This window comes from Enterobacter sp. 3U4 (assembly GCF_057224565.1).
In genome coordinates this window covers 945,647-968,033 of sequence record NZ_CP136665.1, presented here as the reverse complement: position 1 = coordinate 968,033, position 22,387 = coordinate 945,647, and the positions used below count along the sequence as shown (strand labels likewise).

At 51.5% G+C, this 22,387-nt stretch carries 22 protein-coding genes and 1 other annotated feature; of the genes, 10 read left to right on the top strand and 12 right to left on the bottom strand.

All coding sequences use genetic code 11. From position 1 onward, the window contains the following. Positions 1 to 68: 68 nt before the first annotated feature. From plaP to RVY89_RS04505, 4 genes are all read right to left on the bottom strand, one after another. Positions 69 to 1,427, bottom strand: coding sequence for a putrescine/proton symporter PlaP (gene plaP, locus RVY89_RS04520; protein WP_023312362.1), 1,359 nt, complete (start codon positions 1,425 to 1,427; stop codon positions 69 to 71). Then, positions 1,417 to 1,479: a membrane protein YoeI gene (yoeI, locus tag RVY89_RS04515; protein WP_100245854.1), complete on the bottom strand. Its 63-nt coding sequence runs from the start codon at positions 1,477 to 1,479 to the stop codon at positions 1,417 to 1,419. The genes plaP and yoeI overlap by 11 nt, the downstream gene beginning before the upstream one ends. 219 nt (positions 1,480 to 1,698) lie before the next feature. Next, the gene (locus tag RVY89_RS04510) at positions 1,699 to 2,628 is read right to left on the bottom strand and encodes a LysR substrate-binding domain-containing protein (RefSeq protein ID WP_484827038.1); all 930 of its coding nucleotides are present in this window, start codon (positions 2,626 to 2,628) and stop codon (positions 1,699 to 1,701) included. A gap of 41 nt (positions 2,629 to 2,669) precedes the next feature. Beyond that, the gene (locus RVY89_RS04505) at positions 2,670 to 3,494 is read right to left on the bottom strand and encodes an SDR family oxidoreductase (protein ID WP_063144497.1); all 825 of its coding nucleotides are present in this window, start codon (positions 3,492 to 3,494) and stop codon (positions 2,670 to 2,672) included. 175 nt (positions 3,495 to 3,669) lie between these two features. Here RVY89_RS04505 and hisL point away from each other — a divergent pair, with 175 nt between their 5' ends. The 9 genes from hisL to hisIE all read left to right on the top strand — a co-directional run bounded on the left by hisL (position 3,670) and on the right by hisIE (position 10,886). Beyond that, the gene (hisL, locus tag RVY89_RS04500) at positions 3,670 to 3,720 is read left to right on the top strand and encodes a his operon leader peptide (RefSeq protein ID WP_001364200.1); all 51 of its coding nucleotides are present in this window, start codon (positions 3,670 to 3,672) and stop codon (positions 3,718 to 3,720) included. After that, positions 3,696 to 3,819 (top strand) — a sequence feature (His leader region). It overlaps the preceding gene by 25 nt. 45 nt (positions 3,820 to 3,864) lie before the next feature. Then, complete coding sequence (hisG, locus tag RVY89_RS04495) at positions 3,865 to 4,764, top strand: ATP phosphoribosyltransferase (protein ID WP_000886595.1); 900 nt, start codon at positions 3,865 to 3,867, stop codon at positions 4,762 to 4,764. A 5-nt stretch (positions 4,765 to 4,769) separates the two neighbouring features. Next, on the top strand, positions 4,770 to 6,074 hold the full coding sequence (gene hisD, locus RVY89_RS04490) for a histidinol dehydrogenase (protein WP_484827037.1): 1,305 nt from the start codon (positions 4,770 to 4,772) through the stop codon (positions 6,072 to 6,074). Continuing rightward, a complete protein-coding gene (gene hisC, locus RVY89_RS04485) occupies positions 6,071 to 7,132 on the top strand; it encodes a histidinol-phosphate transaminase (protein WP_484827036.1) in 1,062 nt (353 codons plus the stop codon). The genes hisD and hisC overlap by 4 nt, the downstream gene beginning before the upstream one ends. Continuing rightward, positions 7,129 to 8,196: a bifunctional histidinol-phosphatase/imidazoleglycerol-phosphate dehydratase HisB gene (hisB, locus tag RVY89_RS04480; RefSeq protein ID WP_484827035.1), complete on the top strand. Its 1,068-nt coding sequence runs from the start codon at positions 7,129 to 7,131 to the stop codon at positions 8,194 to 8,196. The genes hisC and hisB overlap by 4 nt, the downstream gene beginning before the upstream one ends. Then, positions 8,196 to 8,786: an imidazole glycerol phosphate synthase subunit HisH gene (gene hisH, locus RVY89_RS04475; protein ID WP_484827034.1), complete on the top strand. Its 591-nt coding sequence runs from the start codon at positions 8,196 to 8,198 to the stop codon at positions 8,784 to 8,786. The genes hisB and hisH overlap by 1 nt, the downstream gene beginning before the upstream one ends. Further along, entirely contained in the window at positions 8,786 to 9,523 is a 738-nt protein-coding gene (hisA, locus tag RVY89_RS04470) for a 1-(5-phosphoribosyl)-5-[(5-phosphoribosylamino)methylideneamino]imidazole-4-carboxamide isomerase (RefSeq protein ID WP_484827033.1), read from the top strand. Before hisH ends, hisA begins: the two co-directional genes overlap by 1 nt. Continuing rightward, complete coding sequence (gene hisF / locus RVY89_RS04465) at positions 9,505 to 10,281, top strand: imidazole glycerol phosphate synthase subunit HisF (protein WP_484827032.1); 777 nt, start codon at positions 9,505 to 9,507, stop codon at positions 10,279 to 10,281. Before hisA ends, hisF begins: the two co-directional genes overlap by 19 nt. Continuing rightward, a complete protein-coding gene (gene hisIE / locus RVY89_RS04460; RefSeq protein ID WP_484827031.1) occupies positions 10,275 to 10,886 on the top strand; it encodes a bifunctional phosphoribosyl-AMP cyclohydrolase/phosphoribosyl-ATP diphosphatase HisIE in 612 nt (203 codons plus the stop codon). The genes hisF and hisIE overlap by 7 nt, the downstream gene beginning before the upstream one ends. A 39-nt stretch (positions 10,887 to 10,925) precedes the next feature. On the opposite strand, the gene wzzB is transcribed toward hisIE, so the two are convergent. Further along, positions 10,926 to 11,906, bottom strand: coding sequence for an LPS O-antigen chain length determinant protein WzzB (gene wzzB, locus RVY89_RS04455; protein ID WP_484827030.1), 981 nt, complete (start codon positions 11,904 to 11,906; stop codon positions 10,926 to 10,928). 193 nt (positions 11,907 to 12,099) lie between these two features. Here wzzB and RVY89_RS04450 point away from each other — a divergent pair, with 193 nt between their 5' ends. Then, positions 12,100 to 13,104: an NAD-dependent epimerase gene (locus RVY89_RS04450; RefSeq protein WP_484827029.1), complete on the top strand. Its 1,005-nt coding sequence runs from the start codon at positions 12,100 to 12,102 to the stop codon at positions 13,102 to 13,104. 53 nt (positions 13,105 to 13,157) lie between these two features. On the opposite strand, the gene ugd is transcribed toward RVY89_RS04450, so the two are convergent. From ugd to RVY89_RS04415, 7 genes are all read right to left on the bottom strand, one after another. Next, complete coding sequence (ugd, locus tag RVY89_RS04445; protein WP_484827028.1) at positions 13,158 to 14,324, bottom strand: UDP-glucose 6-dehydrogenase; 1,167 nt, start codon at positions 14,322 to 14,324, stop codon at positions 13,158 to 13,160. A gap of 226 nt (positions 14,325 to 14,550) precedes the next feature. Next, a complete protein-coding gene (gene gndA, locus RVY89_RS04440; RefSeq protein WP_484827027.1) occupies positions 14,551 to 15,957 on the bottom strand; it encodes an NADP-dependent phosphogluconate dehydrogenase in 1,407 nt (468 codons plus the stop codon). A gap of 167 nt (positions 15,958 to 16,124) precedes the next feature. Continuing rightward, positions 16,125 to 17,495 (bottom strand): colanic acid biosynthesis phosphomannomutase CpsG, encoded by a 1,371-nt coding sequence (gene cpsG / locus RVY89_RS04435; RefSeq protein ID WP_484827026.1) that lies wholly within the window; start codon positions 17,493 to 17,495, stop codon positions 16,125 to 16,127. Positions 17,496 to 17,513: 18 nt separating this feature from the next. Further along, the gene (cpsB, locus tag RVY89_RS04430) at positions 17,514 to 18,941 is read right to left on the bottom strand and encodes a mannose-1-phosphate guanyltransferase (RefSeq protein ID WP_484827025.1); all 1,428 of its coding nucleotides are present in this window, start codon (positions 18,939 to 18,941) and stop codon (positions 17,514 to 17,516) included. Between the two features lie 8 nt (positions 18,942 to 18,949). Continuing rightward, entirely contained in the window at positions 18,950 to 20,059 is a 1,110-nt protein-coding gene (locus RVY89_RS04425) for a glycosyltransferase (RefSeq protein ID WP_484827024.1), read from the bottom strand. Then, entirely contained in the window at positions 20,060 to 21,091 is a 1,032-nt protein-coding gene (locus RVY89_RS04420) for a glycosyltransferase family 4 protein (protein ID WP_484827023.1), read from the bottom strand. It abuts the gene before it with no gap. A gap of 20 nt (positions 21,092 to 21,111) precedes the next feature. Continuing rightward, positions 21,112 to 22,386, bottom strand: coding sequence for an oligosaccharide repeat unit polymerase (locus tag RVY89_RS04415; protein ID WP_484827022.1), 1,275 nt, complete (start codon positions 22,384 to 22,386; stop codon positions 21,112 to 21,114). Position 22,387: the final 1 nt, after the last annotated feature.

The following is a 22,387-nucleotide window of genomic DNA, read 5'->3' as shown; positions in this document are numbered from 1 at the left end:
CGCTTACGCGGGCCTACGGGTGTGCCGTTTTGTAGGCCGGGTAAGCGCTAGCGCCACCCGGCGAGTCATTACGCGACGTCTTCGTACTGAGGAACCGGATTACGGAAGCTCTTCGTAACGCAGGCCAGGTAAATCAGGCCGATACCCGCCCAAATCAGGCCAAGCACCATAGAGCTCTCTTCCAGGTTAACCCACAGCGCGCCCACGGTCAGGGCACCGCACATCGGCAGGAACAGATACTGGAAGTGATCTTTCAGCGTCTTGTTACGCTTCTCACGGATCCAGAACTGAGAGATAACCGACAGGTTAACAAAGGTGAACGCCACCAGCGCACCGAAGTTAATCAGCGCCGTTGCCATCACCAGGTCAAAGTTTATCGCCAGAAGCGCGATCGCACCGACCAGGATAATGTTCATCGCCGGGGTACGCCATGTTGGATGTACGTAGCCGAAGAAGCTTTTCGGGAATACGCCATCACGGCCCATCACGTACATCAGACGCGCAACGCCTGCATGCGCGGCCATACCGGACGCCAGTACGGTGATGGTGGAGAAGATCAGCGCGCCTACCTGGAATGCTTTACCCGCCACATAGAGCATGATTTCCGGCTGAGATGCATCCGGATCCTTGAAGCGGGAGATATCCGGGAAGTACAGCTGCAGGAAATAGGTCGAGAAAATAAAGATCAGACCGCCAATCAGCGCCGTCAGGAAGATGGCGCGAGGGATCACGCGCTCTGCATCCTTCGTTTCCTCAGACAGGTTGCTGATCCCGTCAAAACCGGTAAAGGAGAAGCACAGAATGGTTGCCCCGGTAATCATCGGGATCACATGCGCATCACCAGACCAGAACGGTTTGCTGCTCGCCAGGGTGCCCGCGCCTTCACCGTGGAATACGCCGTAAATGACCATGCCAAGAATAACCGCAATCAGCACAACCTGAAGCACAACGATAACGGAGTTAAAGTTGGCAACGGACTTAATGCTGCGCAGGTTAAAGGCCGTCATAAAGGCCACCAGCGCCACGACGAACATCCAGGATGGAATCGACGGCACAAGCGCTTCAAAATAGATTTTTGCCAGCAGAATGTTGATCATCGGCGCGAACAGGTAGTCGAGCAGCGAAGACCAGCCCACCATAAAGCCAACTGTCGGGCTGATGGATTTCTGGGCATAGGTGTAGGCGGAACCGGCAGACGGATAGCGACGCACCAGCTTACCGTAGCTCAGCGCGGTAAAGAGGATCGCAATCAGCGCGAAGCCGTAAGCCGTCGGCACATGACCGTCTGTGAGGCCCGATACGATACCGAATGTATCGAACAGCGTCATCGGTTGCATATAGGCGAGGCCCATCATAACAACCGGAATCAACGTAAGCGTTTTACGTAATTCCACGCGAGAGGTGTTTGGAGTTGCGTTATGCGACATAGTTAATCTCCTTTACGGTGATAACCGCCACGTAAGCGAAAAATTGCCCCATTTCTTTCTTCCTCAGCGACAACAACTGTCGGATTTTAGTAAATATCTATCCGGTACGAAGCCCGGCCTCTTGGTTTTTAGTTTCGTTTCGTACATGCAAAAAAAAATAACCGACGCCTTTTATATCGTCGATTATTCATTTGGTTGCAGCGGCGGCATTTTGCCCCACATCGGATACAAAAGGCAATACTTTGCAACGCAGCGGGTAATTTTCTTTTTTCTAACTGGCTGATTTCTCGGCACTGCCCTGAGCATATACAGCGGCGATAGCACTATTTGCTAAAATTTCGTCCCGCCACCAGGCGCTGGCCAGCCCCGCGGTTTGCTCATTCCAGCCCACCCATACCGATTCATGACTGTTTAGAGCAAGTACCTGTTTTTCAACAAGCGCACCGCTGTCAATGTACCGCTGAGCCAGATAGCGAGGCAAATAGCCGCAGCCCAGACCGCTTATTTGCAGCTCCAGCTTGGTTTTAAAGTCGAAAACGGTGATGGCCTCCTGCTCGTCAAGCAGCTGCGACGAAACCGCACATTCCGGACGAGAACTGTCCCCGACCACGATGGCGCGGTAGCCTTTTATCACGCGCCGGTTAAGCGGCTCAGGCTCCTGAGCCAGCGGATGATGAGGCGCCACGGCGAACACCTGCTCCAGCACGCCCAGCCGGGCAAAACCAAAATCACTCAGCTGGGGGGGCTCATGGAGTGCACCAACGAAAATGTCCGCCCTGCCCTGCGTTAAGGCATCCCAGGAGCCACCCAGCACGCCGTTGATAAAGATAAGCCGGGTCACGCTGTGATGTTGATAAAAGTCTTCAATCAGCGGCGTGAGGAGAGAAAACGGAAAGGTATCATCCACGCCAATAACCAGCTCGTTTTCCCATCCCTGATGGAGTTTCACGGCCTGTTTTTCGAGTTCACGAACGGTATGGAGGACTTCACGGCCTTTTTCCAGCAGCATTTGTCCGGTACGGGTAAAACGTGCGCGGTGCCCGGAGCGATCGAGGATCTGGATATTGAGATCGCTTTCCAGTTTTTGAACGGTATAGCTCAACGCAGATGGGGTTTTGTAGAGCTTTGCCGACGCAGCGGCAAAGCTCCCCTCTTTTTCCAGTGCATCCAGAATAATAAGAACATCCAGCAGCGGTTTCATGCTCGCCCCCTTTCGGTGTGCGACGGTCTCCGCTGCGGGATTTATTCCATGGGCATCACCAGCGGATCGGGATACTGATACTCAAACCCCAGCTCATGACAAATGCGATTGCCATCAACAATTTTGCCTTTACTGTCATCCTTTGCCTCACCGAAAACCGGCGCCGCCAGGCCCAGCTGACGTGCCATCAGCGGGTAAAACGTGCTGCGCGCCGGATGAGACGGTGCACATATATTATAGATGTGTCCACCTTTCGGAGCCTGTAAGAGTAGCTCAATCGCGCCAACTACATCATCAAGATGCACAAGATTGACAACATGTTGGCCATCTGGCGCCGACTTTCCGGCAAAAAAGCGTCCCGGATGGCGACCCGGGCCAACCAGGCCCGCCAGACGAACGATATCGACCTGCGTGCCGGGAAGATGATGCAGCCAGTCTTCCAGCTCTTTCAGGACCTGACCGCTCGCCGTAACGGGACGGCGCTCGGAACTCTCTTTCACCACGCCCTCAACTTCGCCATACACCGACGTCGAGCTGGTAAAAATGATGCGCGGCACATGGTGCGCCAGCGCGCTATCGACAATCTCCTGCATCGCCTGCAGATAAAACGACTCGCCCGGACCGCTGCGCCGCGCGGGTAGCGTGATCACCAGCGCATCGACGTTCATTAGCGTGTCCAGATCGTCAGCATCACACACCAGCTCCGGTTCAAGTCGCAGTTCAACGCCATCAATACCGCACATGCGCGCTGCCTCTACCCCATCCGCCGTGGTTTTGCTCCCGGTCACCTGCCAGCCTTTCGCGGCTAATGACATCGCCAGCGGCATTCCCAGCCATCCTAAACCGACAATCGCGACCTTTTTCATGCGAATTCTCCTGACTCTCACTCGTCTTTTATAAGGCTACGCCAGCCCGGCAGAACACACAATTCATAGCATCAATATGAAATGAATTAATGATCAAAAAAAGCCCTTGCAATATGTCGTACAACTGGTTTAGGTTAAAAGGCATCAAATGAATAAGCATTCATCGAGAATTTATATGACACGCGTTCAATTTAAACACCACCATCATCACCATCATCCTGACTAGTCTTTCAGGCGATGTGTGCTGGAAGACGTTTGGATCTTCCAGTGGTGCATGAACGCATGAGAAAGCCCCCGGAAGATCTTCTTCCGGGGGCTTTTTTTTGGACCGAATTCAGACAGGTTAAAACAGGTTAACGAGGAATAAAGAATGTTAGATAACTCACGCTTACGCATAGCTATTCAAAAATCAGGCCGTTTGAGCGACGATTCACGCGAACTGCTGGCCCGCTGCGGGATTAAAATTAACCTGCACACCCAGCGCCTGATTGCTCTGGCTGAAAACATGCCCATCGATATTCTGCGCGTGCGTGATGACGATATTCCCGGCCTGGTCATGGACGGCGTCGTTGACCTCGGCATCATCGGGGAAAACGTGCTGGAAGAAGAGCTGCTGACCCGCCGTGCGCAGGGCGAAGATCCGCGTTACTTTACCCTGCGTCGTCTGGACTTCGGCGGCTGCCGCCTTTCGCTGGCTACGCCGGTTGACGAAGCGTGGGACGGCCCGGCCGCGCTGAACGGCAAACGTATCGCCACCTCTTACCCTCACCTGTTAAAGCGTTATCTCGACCAGAAAGGCGTGCAGTTTAAGTCCTGTCTGCTTAACGGCTCTGTTGAAGTGGCGCCGCGTGCGGGTCTGGCGGACGCCATCTGCGACCTCGTCTCTACCGGCGCGACGCTGGAAGCCAACGGTCTGCGCGAAGTGGAAGTGATTTACCGCTCTAAAGCGTGCCTGATTCAGCGCGACGGCGAGATGGCCGACGCCAAGCAGCAGCTGATTGACAAGCTGCTGACCCGCATTCAGGGCGTGATTCAGGCGCGTGAATCCAAATACATCATGATGCACGCCCCAACCGAGCGTCTGGATGAAGTGATTGCCCTGCTGCCGGGCGCCGAGCGCCCGACCATCCTGCCGCTGGCGGGCGATCAGCAGCGCGTGGCGATGCACATGGTGAGCAGCGAAACCCTGTTCTGGGAAACCATGGAAAAACTTAAGGCGCTGGGCGCAAGCTCCATCCTGGTGCTGCCAATTGAGAAGATGATGGAGTAATGGCCATGAGCTTTAACACAATCATCGACTGGAATACCTGTAGCGACGCACAGCAGCGCGAGCTGCTAATGCGCCCGGCAATTTCCGCCTCTGAGAGCATCTCACGCACCGTGGCGGAGATCCTGGATAACGTCAAAGCCCGTGGCGATGACGCGCTGCGTGAATACAGCGCGAAGTTTGATAAGACGGAAGTCGGTGCATTACAGGTAACCGAGCAGGAACTCATTGATGCCAGCAATCGTCTGGGCGACGACATCAAGCAGGCGATGGCCGTCGCGGTGAAAAACATTGATACCTTCCACACCGCGCAAAAGCTGCAGACCGTGGATGTCGAAACCCTGCCCGGCGTGCGTTGCCAGCAGGTGACGCGCCCGGTTGCGTCCGTTGGCCTCTATATCCCTGGCGGCTCTGCCCCGCTTTTCTCCACCGTACTGATGCTGGCGACACCCGCGCGCATTGCCGGATGTCAGAAAGTGGTACTTTGCTCACCGCCACCGATTGCCGACGAGATCCTTTATGCGGCAAAGCTGTGCGGCGTGCAGGCGGTATATAAAGTTGGCGGCGCGCAGGCGATTTCGGCCCTGGCGTTTGGCACAGACTCCATTCCTAAGGTCGACAAAATTTTTGGCCCGGGCAATGCGTATGTGACCGAAGCCAAGCGTCAGGTCAGCCAGCGTCTGGACGGTGCGGCCATCGATATGCCAGCCGGTCCGTCTGAAGTGCTGGTGATTGCCGACAGTGGCGCAACGCCGGACTTCGTCGCCTCCGACCTGCTTTCTCAGGCGGAACACGGCCCGGACTCGCAGGTCATTCTGCTGACCCCGGATGCCGATATGGCGAAACGCGTGGGCGAAGCCGTGGAGCGTCAGCTTGCCGATCTGCCCCGCGCCGACACTGCACGTCAGGCGTTAGCGGCCAGCCGCCTGATTGTGGCGCGCGATCTGGACCAGTGTATTGCCATCTCCAACCAGTACGGTCCGGAGCACCTGATTATTCAGACCCGCCGCGCGCGCGATCTGGTCGACAGCATTACCAGCGCGGGCTCGGTATTCCTCGGCGACTGGTCACCGGAGTCCGCAGGCGATTACGCCTCCGGCACCAATCACGTGCTGCCCACGTATGGCTACACCTCTACCTGTTCAAGCCTGGGACTGGCGGACTTCCAGAAACGCATGACCGTGCAGGAACTCTCCCGCGAAGGGTTTGCCTCACTGGCGTCCACCATTGAAACCCTGGCCGCTGCCGAGCGCCTGACCGCCCACAAAAATGCCGTTACGCTGCGCGTTGCAGCCCTGAAGGAGCAAGCATGAACATTGAAGAATTAGCCCGCGAAAATGTCCGTCGCCTGACGCCTTACCAGTCTGCGCGTCGTCTGGGCGGTAAAGGGGATGTCTGGCTGAACGCCAACGAGTATCCAACGGCGGTGCAGTTTGAGCTGTCGCAGCAAACGCTGAACCGCTATCCGGAGTGTCAGCCGAAAGCGGTGATTGAAAACTACGCCCAGTACGCTGGCGTGCAGCCGGAGCAGGTGCTGGTCAGCCGCGGCGCAGATGAAGGCATTGAACTGCTGATCCGCGCCTTCTGCGAGCCGGGCAAAGATGCGGTGATGTACTGCCAGCCTACCTACGGCATGTACAGCGTCAGTGCGGAAACCTTCGGCGTGGCGTGTCGCAACGTGCAGGCGCTGGAGAACTGGCAGCTGGATCTGCAGGGGATTGCCGACAACCTCGATGGCGTAAAAGTCGTGTTTGTCTGTAGCCCGAATAACCCGACCGGACAGATTATCGATCCGCAGGATATCCGCACCCTGCTGGAGATGACGCGCGGTAAAGCCCTGGTGGTGGCCGACGAAGCCTACATCGAATTCTGCCCGCAGGCGACGCTGGCAGGCTGGCTGGAAGAGTATCCGCACCTGGTGGTGCTGCGTACGCTGTCGAAGGCTTTCGCCCTCGCGGGTCTGCGCTGCGGATTCACCCTGGCGAATAAAGAGGTCATCGACCTGCTGCTGAAAGTGATCGCTCCGTACCCCCTCTCGACGCCGGTTGCCGATATTGCGGCACAGGCGCTAACGCCTCAGGGGATTAACGCGATGCGCGAGCGCGTGGCGCAAATCCTTGAGGAGCGTCAGTATCTGGTGGTTGCCCTGAAGGATATCCCGTGCGTGGAGCAGGTGTTCGACTCGGAAACCAACTACATCCTGGTTCGCTTCACCGCCTCCAGTGCCGTATTTAAATCTTTGTGGGATCAGGGCATTATCTTACGAGACCAGAATAAACAACCTTCTCTGAGCGGATGCCTGCGCATTACCGTCGGCACCCGCGCAGAGAGCCAGCGCGTAATTGACGCCCTGAAAGCGGAGAAAGTATGACCCAGAAGATCCTTTTCATCGATCGTGACGGCACCCTTATTTCGGAGCCACCAGCTGATTTTCAGGTCGACCGATTCGACAAGCTGGCGTTTGAACCGGACGTGATCCCGGTGCTGCTTAAGCTGCAAAAAGCCGGATACAGGCTGGTGATGATCACCAACCAGGACGGTCTGGGTACCGACAGCTTCCCGCAGGCTGATTTTGACGGCCCGCATAATTTAATGATGCAGGTGCTGACCTCTCAGGGCGTAGTGTTTGATGAAGTGCTGATTTGCCCGCACATGCCGGCCGACGAGTGTAACTGCCGTAAGCCAAAGGTGAAGCTGGTCGAGCGCTATCTGGCGGAGGATGTGCTGGATAAAGCCAACAGCTATGTCATCGGCGATCGCATCACTGATATTACGCTCGCGGAAAACATGGGCATCGCGGGGTTGCGCTACGACCGCACCAACCTGAACTGGGCGATGATTGGCGAACAGCTGACAAAACGTGACCGTTACTCGCACGTTGAACGCAACACCAAAGAGACGCAGATTGATGTGAAGGTCTGGCTGGACCGTGAAGGCGGCAGCAAGATCCACACCGGCGTCGGTTTCTTCGACCACATGCTGGATCAGATTGCCACCCACGGCGGTTTCCGCATGGAAATTACGGTAAAAGGCGATCTCTACATTGACGATCACCACACCGTGGAAGATACCGGCCTGGCGCTGGGTGAAGCCCTGAAGCTGGCGCTCGGTGATAAACGCGGCATTAACCGTTTCGGCTTTGTTCTGCCAATGGACGAGTGTCTGGCGCGCTGCGCGATGGACATCTCCGGTCGTCCGCATCTGGAATATAAAGCCGATTTCACCTACCAGCGCGTGGGCGATTTGAGCACCGAAATGGTGGAGCACTTCTTCCGCTCATTGTCCTACACCATGGGCCTGACGCTACACCTGAAGACCAAGGGCAAGAACGACCACCACCGCGTGGAGAGCCTCTTCAAAGCCTTTGGCCGCACCCTGCGCCAGGCAATTCGCGTTGACGGTGACGCCCTGCCTTCATCGAAAGGAGTGCTGTAATGAACGTGGTAATTCTGGATACCGGATGCGCCAACCTGAACTCCGTCAAATCGGCGATTGCGCGCCACGGCTATGAGCCGGTGGTCAGCCGTGACCCGGACGTGGTGCTGCGCGCCGACAAACTCTTTTTACCGGGCGTGGGAACCGCGCAGGCCGCGATGGATCAGATTCGTGAACGCGAGCTGGTCGATCTTATCAAAGCCTGTACCCAACCGGTGCTGGGCATTTGCCTGGGCATGCAGATCCTAGGCCGCCGCAGCGAAGAGAGCAACGGCGTTGACCTGCTGGGCATTATTGATGAAGACGTGCCGAAAATGACCGACCACGGTCTGCCTCTGCCGCATATGGGCTGGAACCGCGTGTACGCCAAAGCGGGCGACAGGCTGTTTCGCGGCATCGACGACGGTGCGTATTTTTACTTCGTGCACAGCTACGCCATGCCGGTGAACGTGAATACGATCGCCCAGTGCACTTATGGCGAGGCGTTTACGGCAGCCGTACAGAAAGACAATTTCTTCGGCGTGCAGTTTCACCCGGAGCGCTCAGGCGCCGCGGGCGCGCAGCTGCTGAAAAACTTCCTGGAGATGTGATGATTATTCCCGCGTTAGATTTAATTGACGGCACGGTTGTCCGTCTTCATCAGGGTGATTACGGCCAGCAGCGCGACTACGGAAACGACCCGCTGCCGCGTCTGCAGGATTATGCCGCCCAGGGTGCGCAGGTACTGCATCTGGTGGATTTGACGGGCGCGAAAGACCCGGCGAAACGCCAAATCCCGCTGCTTAAACAACTTGTTGCGGGTGTTGATGTGCCCGTCCAGGTCGGCGGCGGCGTGCGTTCGGAAGATGACGTTGCGGCGCTGCTGGACGCTGGCGTGACCCGCGTGGTGGTAGGTTCAACCGCCGTGAAAGATCCTGAGACGGTGAAAGGCTGGTTTCGCCGCTTTGGCGCCGACGCCCTTGTACTGGCGCTGGACGTGCGTATTGACGAACAGGGCAATAAGCAGGTGGCCGTGAGCGGCTGGCAGGAAAACTCCGGCGTGACGCTGGAAGAGCTGGTTGATATCTATCTTCCCGTTGGTCTGAAGCATGTGTTATGCACTGATATCTCCCGCGACGGAACGCTGGCGGGCTCCAACGTCTCGCTGTATGAAGAGGTCTGTGCGCGCTATCCGCAGGTGGCGTTCCAGTCTTCTGGCGGAATTGGTGATATAGGCGACGTGGCCGCGCTGCGCGGCACCGGCGTGCAGGGTGTGATTGTGGGCCGGGCCCTGCTGGAAGGTAAATTTACTGTGACGGAGGCGATTCAATGCTGGCAAAACGGATAATCCCTTGCCTGGACGTACGTGACGGCCAGGTCGTGAAAGGCGTGCAGTTCCGCAACCACGAGATCATTGGCGACATCGTCCCGCTGGCAAAACGCTATGCCGATGAAGGTGCAGACGAGCTGGTCTTTTATGATATTACCGCCTCCAGCGATGGCCGCGTGGTCGACAAAAGCTGGGTGGCACGCGTGGCGGAAGTTATCGACATTCCGTTTTGCGTGGCGGGCGGGATTAAATCCGCTGACGACGCGGCCAAAATTCTCTCGTTTGGTGCCGATAAGATCTCCATCAACTCCCCTGCCCTGGCCGACCCGGAGCTCATTACCCGCCTCGCAGATCGTTTTGGGGTGCAGTGTATTGTGGTTGGGATTGACACCTGGCATGACGCCGCAACGGGCAAATACCACGTAAACCAGTACACGGGGGATGAAAGCCGCACGCGCGTGACGCAGTGGGAAACGCTCGACTGGGTGCAGGAAGTGCAGAAGCGTGGCGCGGGCGAGATTGTCCTCAACATGATGAACCAGGACGGCGTGCGTAACGGGTATGACCTCGAGCAGCTGAAAAAAGTCCGTGCGGTCTGCCACGTTCCGCTGATTGCCTCCGGCGGCGCGGGCACCATGGAGCACTTCCTGGAAGCCTTCCGCGATGCGAACGTGGACGGCGCGCTGGCCGCTTCCGTGTTCCACAAACAGATTATTAATATTGGTGAGTTAAAAACGTACCTGGCCGACCAGGGCGTGGAGATCAGGGTATGTTAACAGAGCAACAACAGGCGCAGCTGGATTGGGAAAAAACGGACGGATTACTGCCGGTAGTTGTCCAGCATGCCGTGTCAGGCGAAGTGCTGATGCTGGGTTATATGAACCAGGACGCGCTGGCGAAAACGATCGACAGTGGCAAAGTGACCTTTTACTCGCGCACGAAACAGCGCCTTTGGACCAAAGGCGAGACCTCGGGTCATTTCCTGAACGTGGTAAGCATCGCGCCTGACTGCGATAACGACACCCTGCTGGTGCTGGCAAACCCAATCGGCCCAACCTGCCATAAGGGCACCAGCAGCTGCTTCGGCGAGACGAGCCACCAGTGGTTGTTCCTGTATCAACTGGAACAGCTGCTGGCAGAGCGTAAAACGGCTGATCCTGAAAGTTCGTATACCGCGAAGCTTTACGCCAGCGGAACCAAGCGCATCGCACAGAAGGTAGGAGAAGAAGGTGTTGAGACGGCGCTGGCTGCAACCGTGCATGACCGCGAGGAGCTGACGAATGAGGCGTCTGATTTGATGTATCACCTGCTGGTGCTGCTGCAGGATCAGGAGCTGGATTTGACGGCAGTGATTGAAAATCTTCGCAAACGTCACAAATAAAAAAAACCGGGGATATTCCCCGGTTTTTTTATCTACAAATCAGGCTTTGGGTTTGTAGTTTCGTAAGGCGTTACGCCCTAGTACCACACCTGAACCTATCATTCCACCCAGCAGCACGGCAAGAATCAGAACAACCGCTTTTTTCGGGCTATCACGACGGACAGGTAGTTCCGGCTTCATGACGTAGCGGTAAACGTGGATCGTGTCCGGGTTTACATTCAGATTCTGGATATCCAACAGATTTCGCTTGGTCTGGTAATAGGCTGTTGGGAAGACCAACGGACGAGAAGCCTCATTGTCAATCATCGATTTCAGCCCCTCGCTTCCCAGCAGGAATAATGTTTCCTGCGTGACATCCTGGGTTTGCTGGACCTGCGGCGAGGTAATTTTCGCTGCTTCAGCGTTCTTCAGTGCCTCAACAATCTGTTTGATGCGCAGATCTTTCTGTTCCTGCGCGACCTTCTCCTGGTTTTGCAGTGAATCATTCAGGGTCTTGATCTGCTCCTTAATATTGTCCTTAAGATCCAGGGCTAGTTCTTTTGCGGTCTGCTCATCGACTTGCTGAATGTACTGCGCCAGCTGCTTTTGAGCCGCTTCTGCAGATGTACTGGTGTAGGAAACACTTAGCGGGAGGGGCTGTCCCGTCGAGGTCGGAGCTATAGTCAGTTTTTCAGGATCCTCCTGATTCTCGAGCGCCTGAGATAATGCCGAGAACGAAGAATTAAAACGGCCAATCGCGAGCGTTTGAATGTCGAGCATCGAGGGTGCAGCACTACCGTAGAGAATGTTCAATGCATTTGAATAGGTCGCTATCTGGGCAGCATCAGGTTGAGCAATGATCGCATTAGAGGTCCATTTCTCCTTCGCGACAGAGAGATATCCAATTGCCAGGACGATAAAAACAACAATAAAGATTGCTATCGTCAACTTCCCACGCCACAGTTGCAGCATTAAATCAAGTAAATCAATTTGCTCAGGGTCATTGCTTCGGCTGACCTGGCTATTGTTGTTTTGCGTCATACAATCCCTAACAGATTAAAAAGGGCAAACATAATATTGTTTGTACAGTTTATCCATTACTGCCGATTTTTCTATAAGAATCCGATGAGTTAAATCGGAAAGATGGGTTATGTAACTTCGCCCCTTCGCGCTATCATAGACGTCATCTGATGCGCAATCGCATCTGTAAGAATATGGGTTTATGAGGGAAGCTATGAAATTTTTGGTAACGGGTGCAGCTGGGTTTATCGGTGCGAATGTCAGTAAACGCCTCCTTGAGGCCGGTCATCAGGTTGTTGGTATTGATAACCTCAATGACTACTACGATGTCAAACTGAAGCTAGCGCGCCTGGAACTGTTAAACTCTGAGAGTTTCACCTTCCATAAGCTGGAATTAGCCGACCGGGAAGGTATGGCCACGCTTTTCGCGTCTGAAAAGTTTGATCGAGTAATTCATCTTGCCGCACAGGCTGGCGTACGCTATTCCCTGGAAAATCCGCACGCCTATGCAGATGCCAACCTTATCGGTCATCTCAACGTACTGGAAGGGTGCCGTCATAATGACGTTCAACATCTTCTTTATGCCTCATCCAGCTCCGTATATGGCCTCAACCGCAAGATGCCCTTCTCCACTGACGATTCCGTGGATCATCCGGTCTCACTCTATGCCGCGACCAAAAAAGCCAATGAACTGATGTCGCATACCTATTCGCATCTCTATAATCTGCCGACCACTGGCCTGCGCTTCTTCACAGTGTACGGTCCGTGGGGACGCCCGGACATGGCCCTGTTTAAGTTTACAAAGGCGATGATTGAAGGCAAAAGCATTGATGTCTATAACTACGGTAAGATGAAGCGCGACTTCACGTACATTGATGACATCGCTGAGGCAATTATTCGTCTGCAGAATGTTATTCCTCAGTCTGACACAAACTGGACCGTTGAGACCGGTTCACCGGCGACCAGCTCAGCGCCTTACCGGGTCTACAACATCGGTAACAGTTCACCAGTAGAGCTCATGGACTACATCACCGCTCTGGAAGAGGCCCTGGGTAAAAAAGCGGAGAAAAATATGCTGCCACTCCAGCCCGGCGATGTTCTGGAAACCAGCGCAGATACCCAGCCACTTTATGACGCGATCGGATTTAAACCGCAAACCTCAGTTAAAGATGGGGTGAAGAACTTCGTCGACTGGTACCGCGACTTCTACAAGGTTTGAAAATAAAAAAACCCGGCAATTCAGCCGGGTTTTTTACAGGATAAAGCAGAGAATCAGTCGCTACCAAACAGATCGCGGGTATAAACCTTATCCGCCACGTCAGACAGCTCTTCCGCCATACGGTTTGAAATGATGACATCCGCTTCTTTCTTGAATGCATCCAGGTCACGGATCACCCGGGAATTGAAGAACTGATCGTCCGGCATGGCAGGCTCATAGATAACAACCTCAACCCCTTTCGCCTTAATGCGCTTCATGATCCCCTGAATGGAAGAGGCGCGGAAGTTATCGGAGCCACTCTTCATAATCAGACGGTACACGCCGACCACTTTCGGTTGACGCGCAAGGATAGAATCGGAGATGAAGTCTTTACGTGTACGGTTCGCATCAACAATCGCCGAAATGAGGTTATTTGGCACAGCCTGATAGTTTGCCAGCAGTTGCTTCGTGTCTTTCGGCAGGCAATAGCCGCCGTAGCCAAATGACGGGTTGTTATAGTGGTTGCCAATGCGCGGGTCGAGACACACCCCTTCAATAATCTGGCGGGTATTCAGTCCAAGACTCTCTGCGTAGCTGTCGAGTTCATTGAAATAAGCCACTCGCATTGCCAGGTAGGTATTCGCGAAGAGCTTAATCGCCTCAGCTTCAGTGGAGTCGGTAAACAGCACCTGAATATCTTTCTTCACTGCGCCTTCCTGCAGCAGCGCAGCAAAACGTTCAGCGCGATCAGAGCGTTCGCCAATGACGATTCGCGAAGGATGCAGGTTATCGTAAAGCGCTCTGCCCTCACGCAGGAATTCAGGCGAGAAGAAGATATTATCAATACCAAATTTTTCTTTAATGGATTTGGTAAAACCGACAGGAATGGTTGATTTAATGACCATTACCGCATCAGGGTTGATCGCGATAACGTCTTTGATCACCGCTTCTACCGTTGAGGTGTTGAAGTAGTTGGTTTTAGGATCGTAGTCAGTAGGCGTCGCGATGATGACGTAATCCGCATTGCGGTATGCATCTTCTTTATCTGTCGTGGCGCGGAAATTCAGCGGTTTATTGCTGAGATAGTCCTGGATTTCTTTATCCACAATCGGCGATTTTTTCTGATTGAGCATATCCACTTTGGCCTGCACGATATCCAGCGCAACCACTTCATGATTCTGAGCAATCAGAATGCCGTTAGAAAGACCGACATACCCTGTTCCGGAGATTGTTATTTTCATTCGCTAATGACTTCTGTGAGTTAACTGTACTGATGGCCGCCAGACCATCGCGATAAACATAACTGTTGGGCTTTGTACCTCCTGGCAAACTGAACTGTCAAGGCAAACCAGGAGTAATCACTACGAGCGGGCCGAGATTCGGACTACTTCGAATAACAGGTGACATTTTTTGCATAAAAAAACCCGGAGACAGGCTCCGGGTTTTGATTACAGCGAGTAAGTTAACTTATTCCATCCATTCGGTATGGAACACGCCTTCTTTATCGGTGCGTTTGTAAGTATGCGCACCAAAGTAGTCACGCTGTGCCTGAATCAGGTTGGCTGGCAGAACAGCAGCACGGTAGCTGTCGTAGTAGGCTACTGCAGCAGAGAAGGTCGGAACCGGGATACCGTTCTGAACAGCGTAGGCAACCACGTCACGCAGCGCCTGCTGATATTCGTCCGCGATCTTCTTGAAGTACGGTGCCAGCAGCAGGTTGGCGATACCGGCGTTTTCAGCATAGGCATCAGTGATTTTCTGCAGGAACTGTGCACGAATGATGCAACCCGCGCGGAAGATCTTCGCGATTTCACCGTAGTTCAGGTCCCAGTTGTTCTCGTCTGACGCCGCACGCAGCTGAGAGAAGCCCTGCGCGTAAGAAACGATTTTACCCAGGTACAGTGCACGACGCACTTTTTCAATGAATTCGGCTTTGTCACCAGCTGGTTTAGCCTGTGGGCCAGACAGCACTTTAGACGCCGCAACGCGCTGCTCTTTCAGGGAAGAGATGTAACGCGCAAAGACGGATTCGGTGATCAGAGACAGCGGTTCGCCCAGATCCAGAGAGCTCTGGCTGGTCCATTTACCGGTACCTTTGTTCGCTGCTTCATCCAGAATCACATCAACCAGGTATTTACCGTCTTCATCTTTTTTCGTGAAGATATCTTTGGTGATGTCAATCAGGTAACTGTTCAGCTCGCCTTTGTTCCACTCGGTAAAGGTTTCAGCCAGCTCTTCATTGGAGAGATTCAGACCGCCTTTCAGCAGGGAATAAGCTTCAGCAATCAGCTGCATGTCGCCGTATTCGATACCGTTGTGAACCATTTTCACATAGTGACCTGCACCGTCGGCACCAATATAGGTTACGCAAGGCTCACCATCTTCAGCCACGGCTGCGATTTTAGTCAGGATAGGCGCAACCAGTTCGTATGCGTCTTTCTGGCCGCCAGGCATGATAGATGGGCCTTTCAGAGCGCCCTCTTCACCACCGGAAACACCGGTACCGATGAAGTTGAAGCCTTCAGCAGACAGCTCACGGTTACGACGAATGGTGTCCTGGAAGAAGGTGTTACCGCCATCAATGATGATGTCACCTTTTTCGAGGTAAGGCTTCAGGGAGTCGATAGCTGCATCGGTACCTGCGCCCGCTTTCACCATTAACAGGATACGACGAGGCGTTTCCAGAGACTCAACGAACTCTTTCACCGTATAAAAAGGAACCAGTTTCTTGCCTGGGTTCTCGGCAATAACTTCTTCGGTTTTATCACGGGAGCGGTTGAAAACGGAGACGGTATAACCACGGCTTTCGATGTTGAGCGCCAGGTTGCGCCCCATCACTGCCATACCGACAACGCCGATCTGTTGCTTGGACATTACATACTCCTGTCAGGTGTGGTCACCACGGCTTATGCGCGGCTTGAAATGTGGTTGAGATGTTAACTCAGTATTAGGTGACATGAATAGCTTTTGCTGATCTATGTCACACTGATTGCACAATCCAGGTACAGTCAAGCCGCCAGAAATACGCTGGCGGCAGACCCTCACTTCCGGAGCAAAGCCAGAATTTCTTGTGTCTTCTCTTCCATCAGCGCCGTGTCAGCACGGGACTCCACGTTCAGGCGCACCACCGGCTCGGTGTTGGACGAGCGCAGGTTAAAGCGCCACTGCGGGAACGCCATGCTGATGCCGTCCGTACGGTCAATTTCCAGCGCATGAATCGCAAAGTGTTGCTCCACGCGGGCAATAGCCTCGGCCGGCTGCGCCAGCTTGCTGTTGATCTCCCCGCTCGCCGGGAATGCCGCCATACGGTCGCGCACCAGCTCGCCCAGCGTCTGCCCCTTCAGGCACAGCAGCTCGGTCACCAGCAGCCACGGGATCATCCCGCTGTCGCAGTAGGCAAAGTCACGGAAGTAGTGGTGGGCGCTCATCTCGCCGCCATAGATGGCGTCTTCTTCGCGCATGCGCTCTTTGATGAAGGCATGGCCGGTTTTGGACATCACCGGCGTGCCGCCCGCCGCGGACACCACGTCGACGGTGTTCCAGGAAAGGCGCGGGTCATGAATGATTTTCGCGCCCGGGTTTTTCTCAAGGAACGCTTCCGCCAGCAGGCCGACAATGTAGTAGCCCTCGATGAACTGCCCTTTCTCGTCGAACAGGAAGCAGCGGTCAAAGTCACCGTCAAAGGCGATGCCCATGTCCGCGCCGTGCTCAATCACCGCGTTGCGGGTGTCGTCGCGGCACTCCGGCAGCAGCGGGTTAGGAATACCGTTCGGGAAGTTGCCGTCCGGGGTGTTGTGCACCTTGACGAAGGTCACCGGCACGTTCAGCGCCTTAAAGCGGGCTTCCAGCGCGTCCACCACCGGACCGGCCGCGCCGTTACCGGAGTTGATTACCAGCTTCAGCGGCTTCAGGTTCGCCACGTTGATGTAGCCCAGCAGGTGGTCAATGTACTCTTTCTGCAGGTTGATTTTTTTGTAGCTGCCGCGCCTGGCCTCGTTCACCGGCGGGAAATCATTAGCTTCCGCCAGACGCTGCACGTCGCGCAGGCCGGTGTCGCCGCTAATCGGGCGAGCGCCCTTGCGCACCAGCTTCATGCCGTTGTAGTCCATCGGGTTGTGGCTGGCCGTCACTTCGATACCGCCGTCCACGCCCAGGTGGAAGGTGGCAAAGTAAATCTCTTCGGTTCCGGAAAGGCCGATATCCAGCACGTCCACGCCCGCGTCCTGCAGCCCTTTCGCCAGGGCCAGCTTGAGGGACTCGCTGGTCAGACGCACGTCGCCGCCCAGCACGATGGTCTGCGGTTTTAAATATTCGCCGTACGCGCGGCCAATGCGCCACGCGATGTCTTCATTCAGCTCTTCGCCCAGCTTGCCGCGAATATCGTAGGCTTTAAAACAGGTTAATTTTTCCATGATAATTTTACCGTAATCTCAAACACGACCATACCTGTCAGCAAAACGTACAATATCATCCTCCCCGAGATAAGAACCTGAGCGAACCTCAATCAATTCTAAAGGGATCTTTCCAGGGTTTTCCAGACAGTGTGTTGCCCCAACAGGAATATAAATAGACTCATTTTCACCGAGAAGTTTTGTCTGCTCGTTAATAGTCACTTGTGCAGTTCCCGCGACGACAATCCAATGCTCCGCACGATGGTGATGCATCTGAAGAGAGATGCCTTCGCCCGGCTTTACGGTTAATCGCTTAACCTGATAGCGGCTTCCCGTATCAATCGAGTCATATTTACCCCAAGGACGATAAACTTCACGGTGAGTATGATGTTCGTGACGGCCGTCTGCTTTGATCGATTCGACAATTTTCTTCACATCCTGCACGGCGTTACGGTCGGCAATCAGCACGGCGTCCTTGGTCTGAACAACGACCAAATCTTTCACCCCAACAGTAGTCAATAGCCCAGATTCAGAGTACAGGAAGCTATTTTCAGTATTGCAGGACAATACATCACCTGTAACGACGTTACCCTCTGCCGTCTTATGGCTAATGTCCCAAAGCGAAGACCAGGAGCCGACATCACTCCAGCCAGCATCCATTGGCACAACAACAGCATCTGAAGTCTGTTCCATCACAGCATAATCAATCGACTCATCAGGACAAGCTCTGAAAGCCTCCTCGTCAACGCGAATAAAGTTCAGGTCAGGATCAACAGCGCTCATTGCCTTTTCGCATGCCTCAAGAATATCCGGACGATATTTTTTCAGTTCCTCAAGATAGCGATCTGCGCGGAAGAGGAACATCCCACTGTTCCAGTAGTATTCACCGCAGGCAACATAGGCTTCTGCCGTTTCAAGATTAGGTTTCTCAACGAATTGCGCGACCTCGAATGCATCGGCCTGCTCAACATCATCGCATGGCGCGCCTCGACGAATGTAACCATAGCCAGTCTCTGGTTTATGCGGGACTATGCCAAAGGTCACAAGCTTTCCATTTTCAGCATAAGGTAGGGCCTTACGAACTGAATTACGAAACGCTTCTTCATCCTGTATGACGTGATCGGCGGCAAGAACCAGCATAAGCGCATTGCCCTCGTTCTGGGCACGAACAGCAGCAAGTGCAGCCAACGCAATCGCCGGAGCAGTATTACGACCAACCGGTTCGAGAATGATATTCTCAGTGAGTTTACTCATCTGGCGCAGTTGCTCGGCAACGATAAAGCGGTGCTGTTCGTTACAAATAACGACGGGACTTTCGCATTCAATCCCCTGTAATCGGTTAATCGTCGCTTGTAACATTGTCAGTTCACCTTCCAGACACAGAAATTGTTTTGGATAGAGAACACGAGAAAGCGGCCATAAACGACTACCGGAGCCTCCGGCCATAACAACAGGAAATAATGACATGATTGAACTCACTTTAAAGATGAATATAAATTCATTATATTCTTAATCATCAACTCTTTAGTAAACATAGTATCAAATCTGGCCTTCGCGCCTTTACTATACGTCTCACTGCTTTGAATAACAGAAACTATTCCTTTTGCAAGCGCTTTGGCATCATTAGGTTCAACAACGATGCCAGTCTCGTTGTGCTGATTAACCCAGGCCACACCACTTCGAGGAATATTAGTCGACACAAGCGGTCTGGAAAAACTCATAGCTTCCAATTGAACTACACCAAAAGCTTCAGATTCATGAATAGATGGCAGACAAAAAACATCACATGCTTTGTAATAAGAAGCTAAATCCGAATAATTGATACTACCAAGAAGAATTACTTTATCTGATAATCCGTCATTAGCAATTTTTTGCTTTAATGTATCAATTAATGGGCCGGTACCACCAATAAGAACAATGTAATCGTCAGGAAGTTCCTTCGCAGCATCAATCAGATATTCCATACCTTTATAGTAAACAAGACGCCCCAAAGAAAAAATTATTTTTTTATTTTGATAACGCTGCTTAATGCTTTTTTCAAGTTCCTCATTTAGTGGCATAACACGGGTATCAACCCCAATCGGAATACAAATAACTTTATCCTGATAAGGCTGCAAAGTTGGTGAAGATTGCCCATAAACCGGACTAGTAACAATAATACTGGTGCACTTATCTAAAATCCATTTTTGTAACGGAGCAAAAAACATCAATAATTTTTTCTGCTTAACAATATCGCTGTGCCAATGAAGAACAATCTTCCCTTTGGGAGGGAATAAAAAGAGTGCCAACACAGCCAGTGGATTTGGAAGATGAACATGGATAACATCATAATTATTTCTTATCATTCTCCAACGGGATATTAAGGAAAATGATAACGGTGTCGAAAAAAGCTGTGCAAATAATTTCTGACGGTAAACTTTATAACGGAGTTTGTCGTCATTTTTTCTTTCTCCAATTGGATCAACACAGAGTACATCGACAGGTTGGTCATTACTTTTTGCAATACCTTCACTTATATCGAATGCTACCTGTTCGATTCCACCATGTACTGGAGGGTAAAATTTACTAAACTGTAAAACCTTCATTCAAATATTCCTTTGATAGATCACATCCATAAGTTTCGATGCAACATCACGTACGTCAAATTGTTCCAGCCTACGATATCCATTACGAATCAATACAGGGCTGAGCTCATCATAATTTTCAATCAATTCACGTAGCTTAGCACTAAAATCTGATGAGTCCTCTGGATTAAAATAATATGCCGCATCACCACAAACTTCAGGGATACTTGCGCGGTCAGAAGCCATTACAGGACAACCACGCTGCATTGCTTCCAGAGGAGGTAGTCCGAAACCTTCATATAATGACGGATAGACAAAAATAGAAGCATCTCTGTATTTTAACTCTAAATCGTCATCTGATAGATAGCCACAGAATACAATGTTATCATGCTGTGAAAAAGTCACCTTTGAGAAAGCAGCACCTAACCCTCCCACCACGATGAGTTTATAATTTTCGATTTTTGAATTCGAAAAAGCATTAATAACAAATTCGATATTTTTTCTCGGCTCTAAGGTGCCAACCAGTAGAATCTCATTACGCTTAACCGTTTCATTTTTACTATTATTTTTGAGGTTAATAGATGTATCCACGGAATTTCGCAATACAGTGATCTTATCTGGGTCTATCGCCAGATATTTCTCTATCTCTGATTTTGAAAAGTCACTAACCGTAAAGATACCTCTCGCGATTCTCGACTGAATAGCATAGTTGACCTTGTATACAGCACGATATAAGAAACGGAACCACTTTGGGTATGCGTACAATGACATATCATGAATAGTAAAGTAACAGTTCTTGTAAAACGCAGGTGATAACCCAGTGAAGCAGAGCAGTAACGGGCTACCGACGCTTCTAAGATAACGTGGTAACTCGATTTGTTCCCAGTAGTGGCCGTTACGGTTTCCTATTTGAAGGATATTAAATTCCTTCCTCCATTTGTCATCAATGAGGCCAGTTTTCGGTGTTAAAAAACAGATATCAGGAACGTGTTTAACGAGTTCCCGACATAGTACTAATGCATATTGCTGTACACCAGTTTTGCGTTGAGTCAAAAATCTCGCATTAATATATATCATTTATTACTCGGCATTCTGTAGATGTAACACTGAAACATAAAGAAGGAATAAAAAAGGATAAATCTAAAAGGTAATGTAAAGAGCATAGAAGCAACAATATACATTAGAATAATAAAGTGATTTTTATTTTCTTTAAGTCTGGCTGACAATAAAAATATACTTATGGCAAATATTAACAAGCCCGGCAGACCGAAAGTTAAAATAATAAAACTTAAAACATCTTTAGGGGCAAAACTTTCATAGGCACTGGAATCCAACGAAGATAAATAAGATCTCATCTCATTACAGTTTACATCCAAACCAGAAAGAGCCTGACAATAGTCATTTATAAAAGGTGAAAGTGTGCTCTTGAAACCATATACTCCACTGCCAAGTGGATAATCACTAAGATGCCATATGCTCACAATTGGGAAACCCAGACGAGTGACATAAGTCATCGTAGCAGAATTTGACAAATGAGCTGCAATGAGTGCAAAAAGGTCATAATATATGAACGCAAGACTGACAAAAAGAACAATAAAAGATAACGGAATGAGCTGGTATGTATAATTATAAAAACCCTTCACCTTGAAGAAATACACTAGCCCAAGGAGTACTGGAATTATCAGGAATGAAAATTTAGCACCTGAAATATAGGTGGTAATGGCAAACATGCACGCCAGAATTAGCCTGTATTTTTGATTAGAAAACATCACCATCAAGAACATTAAGCCATAAAAATAGCCATTTAAACTTGGCTCTGCAAAAGTGCCTGCAAAGCGAAAGTTTTCATCATATAACCAAGCCCCACCTAATACTTTAACATGAAAACCAAATTTCGCCATGATGTAAAGTATAAGCGCGATACCAAGAAATAAACTCGATATCTTGACACTAAAATTATATATATCAAAGTTATGTTCAAGTTCTTTAGCATAACTGAATATAACAAACCATAAGAGCATATTTAATAAAAGCGCGAAGGTTTTATCATATTCAGCACCATGATAGAATGCACCAATCGCAGCACCAATGAGAAGGATAAAGGCAAAAAAGAGTATCTTTACCAGGTTAAGACTGCGAATCCTGAAAAGAACGAGCAATACGATTACAAGGACGATCTTCAGGCTAAAATCAGCAATACTTGAAAGGCCTTTCATCAAACCAATCTGAGAAAAGTCAACACCACTAAAAAGCGAATTAATTAATAACAGTCCAACAAGTGATTTGACAATAAAAGTTGTCGATAAATTATAGTTATTGACAAGTGTGCTACTGGAAATTTCGCTCACC